Genomic DNA, 14,103 nt, shown 5'->3' on the forward strand with positions numbered 1-14,103 from the left:
ACATGACCTCAAACCTTAATGCACGGCAGATGTTCCCTTGCCCCACTCTTGCTTCCCTTCTGCTTTTTTAATCAATGCGACGAACGATGTTGATCGTTGCGGCACCGTTTATCAAAGTGTTTTACCCACCAGTAGCGATCCGCTACCTGCTCGCGGCCGCCGATACGCGCGCCCACCAGCCACAACAGCGCGCCGACGAAGATGCTCATGATGGCGCCGTGGGCGAAAAATTGCGGTAAATTGAACTGAGATACTTCAGCAAGAATGGAGTATCCGACGCCGCCGATCATCACGACCAGGCCCAGCCCCATAAAAAAGTTGCCCATTCTGTCCGCGTTTCTACGTTTCATATGCCACCTCCATGATTGCCATGTGCCAACCGGGATAACGCTGCAACTTGTTAACCCACTTTGATAAGTTAAGTATAGCCCTTGCTGCGGCAAGGGGATTGCGGAGGCGATCACAAATGGTAAAGAATTATTGACACTTCTTAACACACGGCTGAAAATTAGCGGACAAATTGAATTATTCAGCTAATGAATCATTCGTCTTTGTTACCTGCGACGACGGCGGAGATCGGATTTTGTCATTCACCGCCCCGACAGGTAGACTAAGACCCTTTCCATCACCCTGATCATAGCGAATCTCCCAGTGAGCAGTATTAAATTGATAGTCGGCCTGGCCAATCCGGGCGCGGAATACGCCCAGACGCGCCACAACGCCGGCGCCTGGTACGTCGATCTGCTGGCCCAGCGCCACAATCAGCAGTTGAAAGAAGAGAGCAAGTTCTTTGGCTACACCGCCCGTTTGAACCTGGCGGGCAACGACGTGCGCCTGCTGGTGCCGACCACCTTCATGAACCTGAGCGGCAAAGCGGTGCTGGCGATGGCCAACTTCTATCGCATCGAACCAAGCGAGATCCTGGTGGCGCACGACGAGCTGGATCTGCCGCCCGGCGTGGCCAAAATCAAGCTCGGCGGCGGCAACGGCGGCCACAACGGCCTGAAGGACATCCAGAACAAGTTCGGCAACAACCCGAACTTCTACCGCCTGCGCATCGGCATCGGCCATCCGGGCGACAAGAACAAGGTGGTGGGCTTCGTGCTCGGCAAGCCGCCTGCCAGCGAGCAGAAGATGATTGACGAGGCGATCGACGAATCGCTGCGCTGCACCGAGATGCTGATGAAGGACGGGCTGGAAAAAACCGTTCAGCGCCTGCACAGCTTCAAGGCGCAAGCCTGAACCTTGCCGCAGCGGGCGCCCTGCCCGCTGCCGGCTTTTAGCCACGCGGGTGGAAGGTCTCCTCGCTCACGCGGCGGTCATCGGCGGCGAATCCCTCTTCCGCCACGTAATACTGCGGATCGTCCAGCTCATGGCTGCAAAACGGCCCGGCGCGCTTGAGCAGGCGCACGCAGTCACCGCTCAGGTGGCGCAGCCGAATGCTTTTCCCGGCCGCCAGATAACGCGCCGTCAGCTTATCTATCGCCTCTACGCCGCTGGAATCCATCACCCGGGTGCCGGCAAAATCCAGCACCACGTTCTGCGGATCGCTTTGCGGCTCGAACAGCTCGGCGAAAGCCGCGGCAGAGCCGAAGAACAGCGGGCCATCCAGTTGATACACCGCCACGTCGCCCGTCACCTGCCGCTGGCGCACGCGGATGCGCGCCTGCTGCCAGGCGAACACCAGCGCCGAGATAATCACCCCGCTAATCACCGCCACCGCCAGATCGGTAAAGATGGTGATCAACGTGACGGCGACCATCACCAGCGCGTCTGCCTTCGGCATACGGCGCAAACGGCGCAGCGAACTCCATTCGAAGGTGTTGTAACACACCACCAGCATGACCCCGGCCAGCGCCGCCACCGGCAGCAGGCCGATATAGCGCGACAGGCTGACCACGAACAAAATCAGCAGGATGGCGCCCACCATGCCGGAGATGCGCCCGCGCCCACCCGAGGTAAAGTTGATGATCGACTGGCCGATCATCGCGCAGCCGGCGAAACAGCCGAACAGGCCGCACACCGCGTTACCGGCGCCCTGCGCGATGCTTTCGCGGTTACCGTTCCCCTTCTTGCCGCCCATTTCATCCAGCACCGTCATGGTCAACAGCGATTCGATCAAACCGACCAAGGCAATCACCACCGCATAGGGCAACACCACCCGCACCATCTCCAGGGTAAACGGCGCCGTCGGCAAACTGAAGTGTGGCAGCGCGCCGGAAATGTCCGCCAGATCGCCCACCCGCAGCGTGTGCAGGTTGAGGCCGATCGCCAATGCCGAGACCACCAGCAGCGCCGCCAGCGAAGACGGAATGGCTTTGGTCAGGCGCGGGAACAGCACCACCACCGCAATCGCCAGCGCTACCAGGCCGTACATCAGCGGCCCCTGCCCGGCGATCATCTTCAGCTGCGCCAGCATGATGACGATCGCCAGGCCGTTGACGAAGCCGTGGATCGCCGGCAGCGGCACCAGACGAATGAACTTGCCCAGCCGGAAGGCGCCGATCAGGATTTGGATCCCCCCGGCAAACAGCGTGGCCCACAGCACGTAACCCATGCCGTACTGCGCCGCCAGGCTCATCAGCACCACCACAATGGAACCTGCGGCGCCGGAAACCATGCCCGGCTTGCCGCCGAACAGCGCCGTGACCAGGCCGATAATAAACGCGGTATGCAAACCGACGATCGGCGAAAGACCGGCGACCAGCGAAAAGCCGACCGCCTCGGGGATCATCGAAACCGCCACCACAAAGCCCGCCAGGACTTCATTTTTAACGTCCGCGATCCTGACGTTACTCAGGTTAAACATGCATTATTCACTTATGACAGATGACATCATCTCCCCGCGTAGCGGGTATGGGGTACCGCAAGGCGCGGCAGACTGCAGGCGGGCACAGCTCAGGGTGGCGTAGGCAAGAAATACATCCGGCGCGTTTCCTGTCGGTTAATCGGAACGGCCAGTATGGGTAAATGTGATCCAAATCTCAATCAAAAACCGGTCGCCCGCACGGCACTCGCCCCGGCCAAGCAAGTCTGATCGAGATAAACGCCCATTACGTGTATAATGGCGGCATTATTTTGCCCTTTATGCAGCCGGTTAAACCTAACCAGCTGATAGTTAAGATATTTAAGGTGATTACAACATGGGATTCAAATGCGGTATCGTCGGCCTGCCTAACGTAGGCAAATCCACCCTGTTCAACGCGTTGACCAAAGCGGGCATTGAAGCAGCCAACTTCCCGTTCTGCACCATTGAACCGAACACCGGTGTGGTGCCGATGCCCGATCCGCGTCTGGATAAGCTGGCCGAGATCGTCAAGCCGCAACGCATTCTGCCGACCACTATGGAATTCGTCGACATCGCCGGCCTGGTGAAAGGCGCGTCCAAGGGTGAAGGCCTGGGCAACCAGTTCCTGACCAACATCCGTGAAACCGAAGCCATCGGCCACGTAGTGCGCTGCTTTGAAAACGACAACATCATCCACGTCAACAACAAGGTCGATCCGGCCGAAGACATCGACGTGATCAACACCGAGCTGGCGCTGTCCGACCTGGACACCTGCGAGCGCGCTATCCACCGCGTGCAGAAGAAAGCCAAAGGCGGCGACAAAGACGCCAAGGCCGAGCTGGCGGCGCTGGAGAAATGCCTGCCGCACCTGGAAAACGCCGGCATGCTGCGCGCACTGGATCTGACCGATGAAGACAAGGCGGCGATCAAATACCTGAGCTTCCTGACGCTGAAGCCGACCATGTACATCGCCAACGTCAACGAAGACGGCTTCGAGAACAACCCGTACCTGGACACCGTGCGTAAAATCGCCGACGCCGAAGGCTCCGTGGTGGTTGCCGTGTGCGCCGCCGTGGAATCCGACATCGCCGAGCTGGAAGACGAAGAGCGCGACGAGTTCATGGCCGAACTGGGCCTGGAAGAGCCGGGCCTGAACCGCGTGATCCGCGCCGGTTATGAACTGCTGAACCTGCAAACCTACTTCACCGCCGGCGTGAAAGAAGTGCGCGCCTGGACCATCCCGGTGGGCGCCACCGCCCCGCAGGCGGCCGGCAAGATCCACACCGACTTCGAGAAAGGCTTTATCCGCGCCCAAACCATCTCCTATGACGACTTCATCACCTACAAAGGTGAGCAAGGCGCCAAAGAAGCCGGCAAAATGCGCTCCGAAGGTAAAGACTACATCGTCAAAGACGGCGACGTAATGAACTTCTTGTTCAACGTCTAAGCCTCTCTCCGCAGCGCTTTTCTCCGCTGCCGGAAACGGAAAAATCCACGCTTCGGCGTGGATTTTTTTTGTCTCCAGGGCCTGCGTTTTGGCAACCTGGACGCTGTCTCACCCTCCCGGTTCTTTCCCACTGAACGATCTTCGCCGTACGTTTTATTACGCCCTTCATGACGGCATTATCCGCATCGCTGCACGAAAAATGGCTCTCGTGTTGATACTTTGTCCTACAGGAAAAAGCTTGTCATCTTCCGTTGCAGTCTTATAATGAGTGTTTACTCACTTATTAAAGGAGCCGCAAAGTGGCCCGTCCCCGCAGTGAAGAAAAGCAGCAGGCGCTCTTGCAGGCCGCCACCGACATTTTTGCCGAACAAGGATTAGCGGCGCCCACATCGGCCATCGCCAGGAAGGCTGGCGTCTCGGAGGGTACGCTGTTCCGCTACTTTGAAAATAAGGACGTACTGCTGAGCGCAGTCTGCGATTACCTGCTTGATGAAATGGAGTGCCTGCTGACGCAAAGCTTGCAGGACGTTTCGCCTGGTAAAGATAACATGCAGGCCGCCTGGGATGCCTACATTGACTGGGCGCTCGCCAATCCCGCCGCGTATGCGACAGGAAACAAATTGATGGTCTCCGGCAAGTTATCCAGCGCACAGAGGGAAAGAAGCGTACGGTTCGGTGATATTTCCCAACTGGGTATTCCGTTGGTCCAGGGGCTGGATTTACCGCAGTCGAGCGAGTTTCAGGGCATGATTTGCACGGTAATGGCCAATGGCGTTATCGATATGGCCGTTCAAAAACCTCACCTGCTGGATATTTACAAACGCGCAGGTTATGAAGCCATGATGCGAGCCATTGAGCTTCCTGACGCTCATACAGCCATCTAGCTTCTTTTTTTAATTATATAATGAGTGCGTACTCACGCATTAAAAAGACACGACAATCATGCCACCCGTTTCAAAACTAAAAATGCTGCGAACACGGGCCTATCCAAGGCTCCGCCGACTCATATTCGTTTCTCTTATTCTCAGCGTGTCTTTGATCCTCTGCGCTTGCGCAACCGCACCTGCATCAGACCGTTTGTCAGGAACCCAGCATGTTCCAACAAAATGGCGGGCCTCCCTGCCTGGCTCGGCGCATGTGTCTGTGTGGAATGCATGGCCCCCCGCCCGAAATGAATCCGGCGCCCGGCGCTTGCGCGCTCCGGCCGGCAAGCCCAGTCACTTGGAGAATGAGCGCGGAGCACAAACGTCGGTTGCGCGCGCAAATTTGGAGTGCGTTCAAGCGTTATGGAATGACGCCCGCAAACTGGTTGCGACAGAGGCTGCGGCCCTCTATTACGCATCGCGTACCTGCCGGCGACAACACGCGTTCTCTACCCAAAGCGCGCCATTGCCTGAATCCTTCGAACGGGCGATACAAACGCCCCCTCGCCGGGCGTCTCAATCTGCTCAGAAGGAAGTCGCCGAGCGTGGCAAGACCGCTGCCGATGGAAGCGGGATCAACCGCCACACAACCAAGCATTCTGTTCCCTGGACGTTGGATCTATCGAGCGTGGATACCGACCCCGGCGAAAGCGCGGCGGATTGGCAGGCTGAACCGCCTGAGCATCATAGCCGCGTGCGATCGACAGTGCGGAAGTGGATACGGCGTTTGTTCACTTCGTCAGAGCGAACAAGGATTCAACGCCAGGCTGAACCGCTGCAGGACAGCGCCGTATTCGTTTGAAATTCAATACAGAGCAATACATCGCCGCGCCGCTGGCGACAGGTTCGACAAATCATTCACCTTATGGGTTCTCCCGATGACACAACTGATAGCTAAAAACACGCGTCCCCGCTTTTGGTCTTTGCGGAGCCTGCATGCAGCCGTGCTGGCGATGCCGATTGCCGCCGCCTTATCGGCCTGCGATACGCCGGCGGACAAGGTTGCCCCACCGGCAGATAAACCGACGCTGACAGTGACCCTGACAACGCCGGCAAGACAGTCCCTTTCCCGCACCGTCACGGCCAATGGCTCTGTTGCGGCCTGGCAAGAGGCGATCATCAGCCCGGAAGCCAATGGGCTGCGCGTGCAAAAACTGTTGGTGCAGGAAGGGGATGTGGTGCGCCAGGGCCAACCGCTGGCGGAATTTACACGCGACTCCGTGATGAATGACTGGCTGCTGGCGAAAGCCGATCTCAACGAAGCGAAAGCGGTCACTCTGAATGCGCAAGCGGATGGAAAACGCGCGCGATTGCTGCGCGGTGTCGGCAGCCTGAGTGAACAGGATATCCAAAAACTGTTAACCCAGGAAAAGACGGCGCAGGCGCGTCTGGAATCGGCGAAAGCACGCATGTCGGCCCAGCAGTTGCGACTGGACCAGACGATATTGCGCGCCCCCGATGACGGCATCATCTCCGCGCGATCGGCCACGATCGGTTCAGTTCCTATGCAAAGCACCGAGATGTTCCGTCTGATCCGCCAGGGAAAATTTGAATGGCGAGCGGAATTGTCAGCGCAGCAGCTGGAACAAATCCAACCGGGGCAAAAAGCGCAGATCGCCTCACCTGGCGGTAACACCTGGGAAGGCGTCGTGCGCCTGGCCGCACCGACGGTCAATTCGACCTCGCGCCGCGGGATTGCCTATGTGGACATCCTCCCATCGACAGCGAAGAACGCCTCTCCCATTCGGCCCGGCACGTATGCCAGCGGCCTGATTACGGTCGGCGATCGGCAAGGGCTGACCGTGCCGCAATCCGCCGTCGTGGCGCGCGACGGTTTTCACCTGGTGTTCACCGTAGATGACGAGCTGCGTGCACATCCGCTTAAAGTCGCGATAGGCCGTCTGGTGAATGACCAGCAGGAGATCCTGTCCGGTCTTCAAGGCGCGGAACGCATCGTCGCCAGCGGCGGCGTATTCCTCAATGAGGGCGATAAAGTCCAGTTGGCCAACACCACCGATGCTTCCCAGTCATCGGAAGCGCGCTAAGAGGCCCATCATGAATATCTCTACCTGGTCCATTCGCAACCCCATTCCGTCTATCTTGCTCTTTGTCATCTTGAGCGTTGCCGGCTTTTATTCTTTCAAATTGATGAAGATCCAGAGCTTCCCGGACATGGATGTGCCTACGGTCACCGTGTCCGCTTCGCTTCCGGGCGCGGCGCCGCCCCAGCTCGAAACGGAGGTGGCGCGCAAGCTGGAGGACACCGTCTCTTCGGTACAGGGGTTGAAGAACCTGCGCACCACGATCCAGGATGGGCTGGTCGATATCTCAGCGGAGTTTCGTCTGGAAAAACCCGTTCAGGAAGCGGTGGATGAAGTCCGGTCAGCCGTGCAAAGCATTCGCACCGAGTTGCCGACGGATTTACGTGATCCTATCGTTCGCAAGCTCAACATCACGGGCAAACCTATCCTGGCCTTTTCCATCAGCGCCAGCAAGATGGATGAGAATGAACTGTCCTGGTTCGTGGACAATACCCTGTCGCGGCGTCTGAGAGGCGTCGCCGGCGTAGGGTCGGTCACCCGTGTGGGCGGCGTGAACCGCGAGGTTCAAGTCGAACTCGATCCGGTCAAACTGGAGGCGATTGGCGCCACCGCCGCCGAAGTTTCCCGCCAGTTGCGCGATGTACAGATGGACGCGACGGGCGGGCGAGTCGATCTGGGGCGGGGAAAACAGCCGCTGCGTTTGGTCGCCCGCGTCAAGAACGTGGATGAACTAGCCGCGGTGGAACTGTCGTTGCCCGGCGGGCAACGTTTTCGCCTGGACGACGTGGCGACGCTGAAAGACACCATTGCGGAACGCAGTGCACTTGCGCTCCTCAACGGCAAGAAGGTAGTTGGCTTTGAGATCACGCGCGCCAAAGGCGCCGGTGAAGTCGAGGTCGGCAACAAGGTTGAAAAAGTTCTGGCGCAGTTGCGCACGGAGCGGCCTGATTTGCACATCACGCAGGTCTTCGACTTTGTCCGGCCTGTGCAGGAGGAGTTCGACGCTTCCATGCACATGATCTATGAAGGCGCCATTCTCGCCATCCTGGTGGTCTTCATGTTTCTGCGCGATATCCGGGCGACGTTGATCTCGGCGGCGGCGTTGCCTCTGTCGATTTTACCGGCCTTCATCGGTATGGACATGATGGGCTTTTCGCTCAGTATCGTCACGCTGCTGGCGCTGTCGCTGGTGATTGGCCTGTTGGTGGATGACGCCATCGTCGAAGTGGAGAACATCGAACGCCACATCGGCATGGGTAAACCGCCGTACCAGGCCGCGATGGATGCCGCATCGGAAATCGGCCTGGCCGTCGTCGCCACGACGTTTGCCTTGATCGCCGTTTTCCTGCCGACGGCCTTCATGTCCGGCGTTGCCGGAAGATTCTTCACGCAGTTTGGATGGACGGCGGCGCTGGCGGTGTTTGCCTCGCTGGTTGTGGCACGCTTGCTGACGCCGATGATGGCCGCCTACCTGATGAAACCGCATACGCGCCCTCAGCGCGATCCTTTCTGGATGGCGATCTACCTGCGCGCCTGCCGGTGGACGCTGCGGCACCGCGGGCTCACCCTGGCGCTGGCCGGCGGATTCTTTATTGGCTCTCTGATGCTTATCCCTCTGCTGCCCCAGGGCTTTTTCCCTGCAGATGACAACTCCCAGACGCAGGTGACGTTGGAGCTGCCGCCAGGGAGCACGCTGGAACAAACCCAGGCCATGGCAGAACTCGCTCGGCATCGCCTGGCGCCCATACCGCATATCCGTAACATCTATACCACCCTCGGTGGCGGTGCAACGGGCGGCGATGTCATGGCTTCCGATGGGAAAACCGACGTTCGCATGGCAACGCTGACGGTGTTGTTGGATGCGCGTCAAGCGCGCCCGAAGAAGCAGGTCATCGAAGGCGAGATACGCACGGCAATGGCAGCACTTCCGGGGGTTCGCAGCAAAGTGGGGTTTGGCGGCTCAGGTGAAAAATACCAATTGGTGTTGGCCGGCGATGATCCTCAGCTGCTGGCTAAGGCGGCCGATTCAGTATTAAGTGACCTGCGGCAGCTCCCCGGCCTCGGTAACATTACCTCCAGTGCCGGGCTGGCGCGCAGCGAAATCCTCATGCAACCCAATTTCGCCAAAGCGGCCGATCTGGGGGTATCGGGCGTCGCAATTGCCGATACTTTGCGTATTGCAACTGTAGGTGACTACGATCAGTTTCTGTCTAAATTCAACGTGGAGCAGCGCCAGATCCCGATCGTCGTCAAGCTGTCAAAGGACATCCGTGAAGATATGGGGCTACTTGAACGTTTGACCGTACCCGGCGCCAGAGGCCCGGTGCTGCTCAATCAGATCGTCAATATTGAGCAAGGCAGTGGGCCGGCGCAGATTAATCGCATCAATCGCACACGCAGCGTGACCCTTGACGTGGAACTGTCGGGCACCCAACTCGGGGATCTGGCCGCTCAGGTGGCGAAGCTGCCGTCAATCCAGAATCTGCCGGTCGGCGTGCACCAGGTTGTGCAGGGTGATGACGAAATGATGAAGGAACTGTTTGCCGGTTTCGGCACGGCTATGGTCGCCGGCATCCTGGCCATCTATGTCGTGCTGGTTCTGCTGTTCAAAGACTTCTTCCAACCGATCACCATCCTGGCTGCGCTCCCGCTGTCATTGGGCGGCGCATTCGTTGGGTTACTGCTGGCGGGCCAGTCGTTCACGATGTCATCCCTGATCGGGTTAATCATGTTGATGGGGATTGCGACCAAAAACTCGATACTGCTGGTCGATTATGCGATCGAGTCACGGCGCGGCCATTACGACCCGAATGGCGAAGTGCTGAATAAACCCATGAGCCGGACAGAGGCGCTGATTGATGCCTGCCACAAACGTTCCCGCCCCGTCATCATGACGACGTTAGCGATGGGGGCGGGCATGTTGCCCGTGGCTCTGGGTTTCGGCAGTGCCGACCCCAGCTTCCGCAGCCCGATGGCGGTGGCCGTCATCGGAGGATTGATCACCTCCACCGTGCTGAGCCTGCTGGTTATCCCTGTCGTTTATACCCTGATTGACGATCTTGAAAACTGGCTGCGCAAGTTGCCCAGCCTGCTGGCACGCAGCAAGAACCTGAGCGGGAGGAAGAAAGCCGGGTTTGCCATGCTTATCGTAGTTCTGCTGTATTGGCTGGCATTTCCTGTCATTCCGTTCCTCGACATCCCCTACAAGATTGTCGTTGTCTCTACGCTTGTTGTGGTCGGTGAAACCTTGTTTGTCATTGCCATCGCCCTGCTGGGCAAAGAGTATTGGGGCCAGATCAAACACTGGCTGCGGCAGAAGGTCTTTAAGCGAAAAGGCTAAGCGCTGATAACGGTTCGCGGTGGCGAATAGCGTTTTGCCGCCGCCGCTCCCCCATCAACTTCCCTCCCACGCCGAAGGCCGGTTCTCCTTGCGCCACCTCTCCCCCGCCGCCGTCCCCGGCAACGGGGGTTTCAATCCGTCTATCGTCCACAGCGAGAATGGCGTTTCGTCGACGTGCAATTCCCAGCGCAGCCCGCGGGCGGCGATGTAGGGGTGCAGGATGCGGGTGCAGGCCGCCAGGAATTGCTGCTGCTCTGCGTCGTTGTCCATGGCGCGCGCGATATGGTCGATGGTCACCCGCACGAAATCATCGGCCGGTTCGCCGCCGAGATAGGCCGAACCTGGCGGCAGCGCGTGGAAGAACACGTTGACGTAAAAGCGCGGCAAAAAGTCTTGGTACAGGGCGGTGACCTTCTGCGCAATCGCGCGTTTATCGGCGGCGCTGAAGGCCGGCTCAGGGTGGTAAATCTGCCACAGTGGCATAACGTTGTCTCCTCGGTGAAGGCGCGGGTTTCGGGCCGGCGTTCAGGCCATCATCCGCTGTTAAATACAAACTCCAATAATAAGAGTAATAACTCCAATTATTGAAGTTATCAAGCCGAGGCGATAACATTCTCGGCAATCAGGCGGCAAGCGGAGGTAAAGCAACGTGAAAGCAAAAGGGTTTGAAGGCATGACGTGCTCGGTGGCGCACGTGCTGTCGGCATTGGGCGATCGCTGGGGCGCTATTCTCATGCGCGATCTGCTGCTGGGGCTCTCGCGCTATGACGATCTGCGCCACTCGACCGGCATCACCAACAATACGCTGGCCGACCGGCTCAAGGCCCTGGAAAGCCACGGCCTTATCGAAAAGCGGCAATACCAAACGCGCCCCGCTCGTTATGAGTATCTGCCGACGGAGAAAGGAAAAGATCTCGGGCTGCTGGTGATGGCGATGATTCAGATTGGCGACAAATGGAATCTGTCCGAGCTGCCCGGGCCGCCGCTGCGCGTGGTTGACCGCGTAACCGGCCACCCTGCCACCCTGCGCGCGGTGGATGCCGTGACCGGCGAATCGCTGCCGGCGCAAAACCTGGCGCTGGCGGCCGGGCCGGGCGCCGACGAAATGACGCAATGGCGGCTGGCCGTCGGCCAAGCCCGTTCGTTGTGATCTACAGCAGCGCAATCATCTTCAGCAATTCCACCCGATTGCGGATGCCGAACTTCTTGCCGGCATTGTTGAGGTGCGAATAAACGGTTTTCGGGTGCAAATTCAGCCGCCGCGCGGTCAGGCGGATATCTTCCGTACGGGCCGTTTCACACAGCACCGCCGCCTCACCGGGCGTGATCGCCGCCGCCCGATGCCTGTTCAGCGCGCGCCGTTCGCTCGCCTTTTCCCGGCGGCTCAGCGCCGCGCAGGTCTCCCGCACCACCTGTAGCGCTTCCCGTTTGTGCAAAATCGCATCCGGCTGCGCCGCCGCGATAAACGCCAGGATCAGCGGCGAAGTCTTATCGACGAAGAACAGTATCCGGACGCCTTCATATTCAGCACGTGAGGCGTGAATAAATCGCAAATACGCTTCGAACCGATAAATTTCATGGGGAAAATCCATGATAATTAAATCAGGCGCAGGGCTTATATTTTTAATAATATTAATATTGGGCGAGGATAAGGTTATCACTCCTTCTCCCAATAATGTTTTCATCCCCAAACGGCACAGCGGCGAACCGTCGATATAAATCACTCTCACTTTAATTCTCCTTATCAGCGTAAAAGTATGCTTCCACACCTCAGGCGGCTTGTCGCTGCTCTTTTTTGGGGTAATTCGCCTGCAAAGCACACCGATATAAAACATCTTGATAACATGTTTTTCAAATAATCACGCAACAGCCAGCGCTTTGATTAATACGCAAAAAAGGCATGAATGTTTCAAATTATTTCATTCGCAAAAACTGACAATTCAATAAAAATGCAACGCAATGATATAGATCTATTTTCTATTTTGTATGATATAAGCGAAAATGAAAGCAAATGTAACAACAGGAGCCATCACCTTATTGCCTTATTCAAAATATCTATAGGGAAAATTCTTAGTTTGTTAGGATGAAAATCCATGTTTGCCGACGCGTTTAAAAAACAATTGCGCAACATGATTAATCAACAACCGCACGTCAGTAAATTATTACTGTCAGGAAAGCTTTTCTCTAAAGTAAATTAAAGGGCATTTCACATGAATGTTAAATTAGTCGCATTATCCATGCTGGCTCTCTCCGGCGCCTGTGCGGCCGCCTCGTCCAATACGGTGCAATTTAAAGGCGAAGTCAGCACGCAAACCTGTTCGGTGAATATTAACGGCAACCAATCCAACCCGGTTGTTCTGCTGCCGACCGTCGCCGCCAGCCAGCTCGCCACCAAAGGCGCCACCGCCGGCGACACCACCTTTACCGTTAACGTCACGGGCTGTGCGGCGGCAACCAGCGATACGGCGATCAAAACCGTGCTGGCGGGCAACAACCCAACCACCAACGGCAACCTGGGCAACGCGGGCGATGCGGCCAAGGTTTCCATTCAACTGCTGGACAGCGACGCCACTACACCGTTGTCATTCGCCAGCGGCTCTACCGTCACCACGTCGGCGATGACGCTGGCGAAAGACGCCACGTCCACCTCGCAGAACCTGGTGGCTCGCTACTACGCGGAAGATACCGGCGTAGCGGCCGGTTCGGTGATCGCCACCGCCCAGTTCGCCATTACCTACAGATAAGCCGGCGTCAGGCGCCATACCTGTTGATGACAGCGCCGTTCCTTAGCGGACGGCGCTGAATGACTCGCTCCCTTTATCGGTTCACGTTTATGCAGCAGATAACCCGTTACGCCCGCCGTTGGGCCGCCCTATCGTTTTGCCTGATGAGTTTTGCCGCCAGCTACGCGTCGGCCAGCGTCACGCTGCTCGGCAATCGCGTGATCTACCCCGCCGAGGCGCGGGAAAAAACGCTGCAATTCACCAATGACGACGGCGCCCCGGCGCTGATGCAGATCTGGCTCGATATCAATAACCCCAAGTCCACGCCGGAAAACGCCGATGCGCCTTTTGTCGCCTCGCCGCAAATCTTCCGCATGAATCCGCACAGCGGGCAGATGGTGCGGCTGTCGTTCGTCGGCCAGCCGCTGCCGCGCGATCGCGAATCGCTGTTCTACCTCAACTTCCTGCAGGTGCCCGCCGTGCGTCAGACGGACAGCGACAAGAACAAACTGCTGCTGGTGGTCACCAATCGCCTGAAAGTGTTCTATCGCCCGGCCGGGCTGGCCGGCGACGCCAATCACGTCATCGATAAGCTCAGCCTGCGCCAGGTCGGCAACGCGCTGCGCGTCGATAACCCGACCGGCTACTACGCCAACGTCAGCCAGGCCGCGATACTCAGCGGCGCAAAACGCACCGCGATCCCGCAGGCGGACCTGATCCCGCCGTTTTCGCAGGCCAGCTGGCCGGTGAACGGTGAGGTGCGGCAGATCGCGCTGCGCGTCATCAATGACTATGGGGTGGAAATCACACGCACCCTGAACGTCGCGCGCTGAAACCAGA

At 58.1% G+C, this 14,103-nt stretch carries 12 protein-coding genes; 8 read left to right on the plus strand and 4 right to left on the minus strand.

The annotated features are described in order from the left end of the window. Positions 1 to 71: 71 nt before the first annotated feature. Entirely contained in the window at positions 72 to 350 is a 279-nt protein-coding gene (gene ychH / locus ACJ8J1_RS09430) for a stress-induced protein YchH (RefSeq protein ID WP_033642754.1), read from the minus strand. A 301-nt stretch (positions 351 to 651) separates the two neighbouring features. Between ychH and pth the strand changes: the two genes are divergently transcribed. Then, on the plus strand, positions 652 to 1,242 hold the full coding sequence (gene pth, locus ACJ8J1_RS09435) for an aminoacyl-tRNA hydrolase (RefSeq protein ID WP_021504829.1): 591 nt from the start codon (positions 652 to 654) through the stop codon (positions 1,240 to 1,242). A 37-nt stretch (positions 1,243 to 1,279) separates the two neighbouring features. On the opposite strand, the gene ACJ8J1_RS09440 is transcribed toward pth, so the two are convergent. Then, positions 1,280 to 2,809, minus strand: a complete 1,530-nt coding sequence (locus tag ACJ8J1_RS09440) for a SulP family inorganic anion transporter (RefSeq protein WP_033642753.1) — start codon at positions 2,807 to 2,809, stop codon at positions 1,280 to 1,282. Between the two features lie 334 nt (positions 2,810 to 3,143). On the opposite strand from ACJ8J1_RS09440, the gene ychF reads away from it, so the two are divergent. The 4 genes from ychF (at position 3,144) to ACJ8J1_RS09460 (ending at position 10,540) form a co-directional block, all read left to right on the plus strand. Further along, positions 3,144 to 4,235, plus strand: a complete 1,092-nt coding sequence (gene ychF / locus ACJ8J1_RS09445) for a redox-regulated ATPase YchF (RefSeq protein ID WP_025302489.1) — start codon at positions 3,144 to 3,146, stop codon at positions 4,233 to 4,235. 299 nt (positions 4,236 to 4,534) lie between these two features. Further along, positions 4,535 to 5,119, plus strand: a complete 585-nt coding sequence (locus ACJ8J1_RS09450) for a TetR/AcrR family transcriptional regulator (protein WP_033642752.1) — start codon at positions 4,535 to 4,537, stop codon at positions 5,117 to 5,119. Positions 5,120 to 6,036: 917 nt separating this feature from the next. Beyond that, positions 6,037 to 7,203, plus strand: coding sequence for an efflux RND transporter periplasmic adaptor subunit (locus ACJ8J1_RS09455; RefSeq protein WP_229597891.1), 1,167 nt, complete (start codon positions 6,037 to 6,039; stop codon positions 7,201 to 7,203). 10 nt (positions 7,204 to 7,213) lie between these two features. After that, positions 7,214 to 10,540 carry an efflux RND transporter permease subunit gene (locus ACJ8J1_RS09460; protein WP_033642751.1) on the plus strand — a complete coding sequence of 1,109 codons (3,327 nt, stop codon included), beginning with the start codon at positions 7,214 to 7,216 and terminating at the stop codon, positions 10,538 to 10,540. 54 nt (positions 10,541 to 10,594) lie between these two features. On the opposite strand, the gene ACJ8J1_RS09465 is transcribed toward ACJ8J1_RS09460, so the two are convergent. After that, positions 10,595 to 11,023, minus strand: coding sequence for a tautomerase family protein (locus ACJ8J1_RS09465; protein WP_033642750.1), 429 nt, complete (start codon positions 11,021 to 11,023; stop codon positions 10,595 to 10,597). Positions 11,024 to 11,189: 166 nt separating this feature from the next. Here ACJ8J1_RS09465 and ACJ8J1_RS09470 point away from each other — a divergent pair, with 166 nt between their 5' ends. Next, on the plus strand, positions 11,190 to 11,690 hold the full coding sequence (locus tag ACJ8J1_RS09470; RefSeq protein ID WP_033642749.1) for a winged helix-turn-helix transcriptional regulator: 501 nt from the start codon (positions 11,190 to 11,192) through the stop codon (positions 11,688 to 11,690). Position 11,691: 1 nt separating this feature from the next. Here ACJ8J1_RS09470 and ACJ8J1_RS09475 read toward each other — a convergent pair whose 3' ends face one another. Then, a complete protein-coding gene (locus tag ACJ8J1_RS09475) occupies positions 11,692 to 12,375 on the minus strand; it encodes a helix-turn-helix transcriptional regulator (protein WP_228287487.1) in 684 nt (227 codons plus the stop codon). Between the two features lie 375 nt (positions 12,376 to 12,750). Between ACJ8J1_RS09475 and ACJ8J1_RS09480 the strand changes: the two genes are divergently transcribed. Both ACJ8J1_RS09480 and ACJ8J1_RS09485 read left to right on the plus strand, forming a co-directional pair. Continuing rightward, positions 12,751 to 13,284, plus strand: a complete 534-nt coding sequence (locus ACJ8J1_RS09480; protein WP_033642747.1) for a fimbrial protein — start codon at positions 12,751 to 12,753, stop codon at positions 13,282 to 13,284. Positions 13,285 to 13,373: 89 nt separating this feature from the next. Further along, a complete protein-coding gene (locus tag ACJ8J1_RS09485) occupies positions 13,374 to 14,096 on the plus strand; it encodes a fimbrial biogenesis chaperone (protein WP_033642746.1) in 723 nt (240 codons plus the stop codon). The last annotated feature ends 7 nt before the right edge of the window (positions 14,097 to 14,103 follow it).

This window comes from Serratia sp. CY37869 (genome assembly GCF_052168895.1).
Taxonomy (GTDB): domain Bacteria; phylum Pseudomonadota; class Gammaproteobacteria; order Enterobacterales; family Enterobacteriaceae; genus Serratia; species Serratia ureilytica.

Excerpts from the sequence above, each read along its gene's own strand:
- ychF (WP_025302489.1), top strand. The coding sequence starts at position 3,144 with ATGGGATTCAAATGCGGTATCGTCGGCCTGCCTAACGTAGGCAAATCC.
- ACJ8J1_RS09475 (WP_228287487.1), bottom strand. The coding sequence starts at position 12,375 with ATGTTTTATATCGGTGTGCTTTGCAGGCGAATTACCCCAAAAAAGAGC.
- ACJ8J1_RS09465 (WP_033642750.1), bottom strand. The coding sequence starts at position 11,023 with ATGCCACTGTGGCAGATTTACCACCCTGAGCCGGCCTTCAGCGCCGCC.
- ACJ8J1_RS09455 (WP_229597891.1), top strand. The coding sequence starts at position 6,037 with ATGACACAACTGATAGCTAAAAACACGCGTCCCCGCTTTTGGTCTTTG.
- ACJ8J1_RS09460 (WP_033642751.1), top strand. The coding sequence starts at position 7,214 with ATGAATATCTCTACCTGGTCCATTCGCAACCCCATTCCGTCTATCTTG.
- ACJ8J1_RS09485 (WP_033642746.1), top strand. The coding sequence starts at position 13,374 with ATGCAGCAGATAACCCGTTACGCCCGCCGTTGGGCCGCCCTATCGTTT.
- ychH (WP_033642754.1), bottom strand. The coding sequence starts at position 350 with ATGAAACGTAGAAACGCGGACAGAATGGGCAACTTTTTTATGGGGCTG.
- ACJ8J1_RS09480 (WP_033642747.1), top strand. The coding sequence starts at position 12,751 with ATGAATGTTAAATTAGTCGCATTATCCATGCTGGCTCTCTCCGGCGCC.
- ACJ8J1_RS09440 (WP_033642753.1), bottom strand. The coding sequence starts at position 2,809 with ATGTTTAACCTGAGTAACGTCAGGATCGCGGACGTTAAAAATGAAGTC.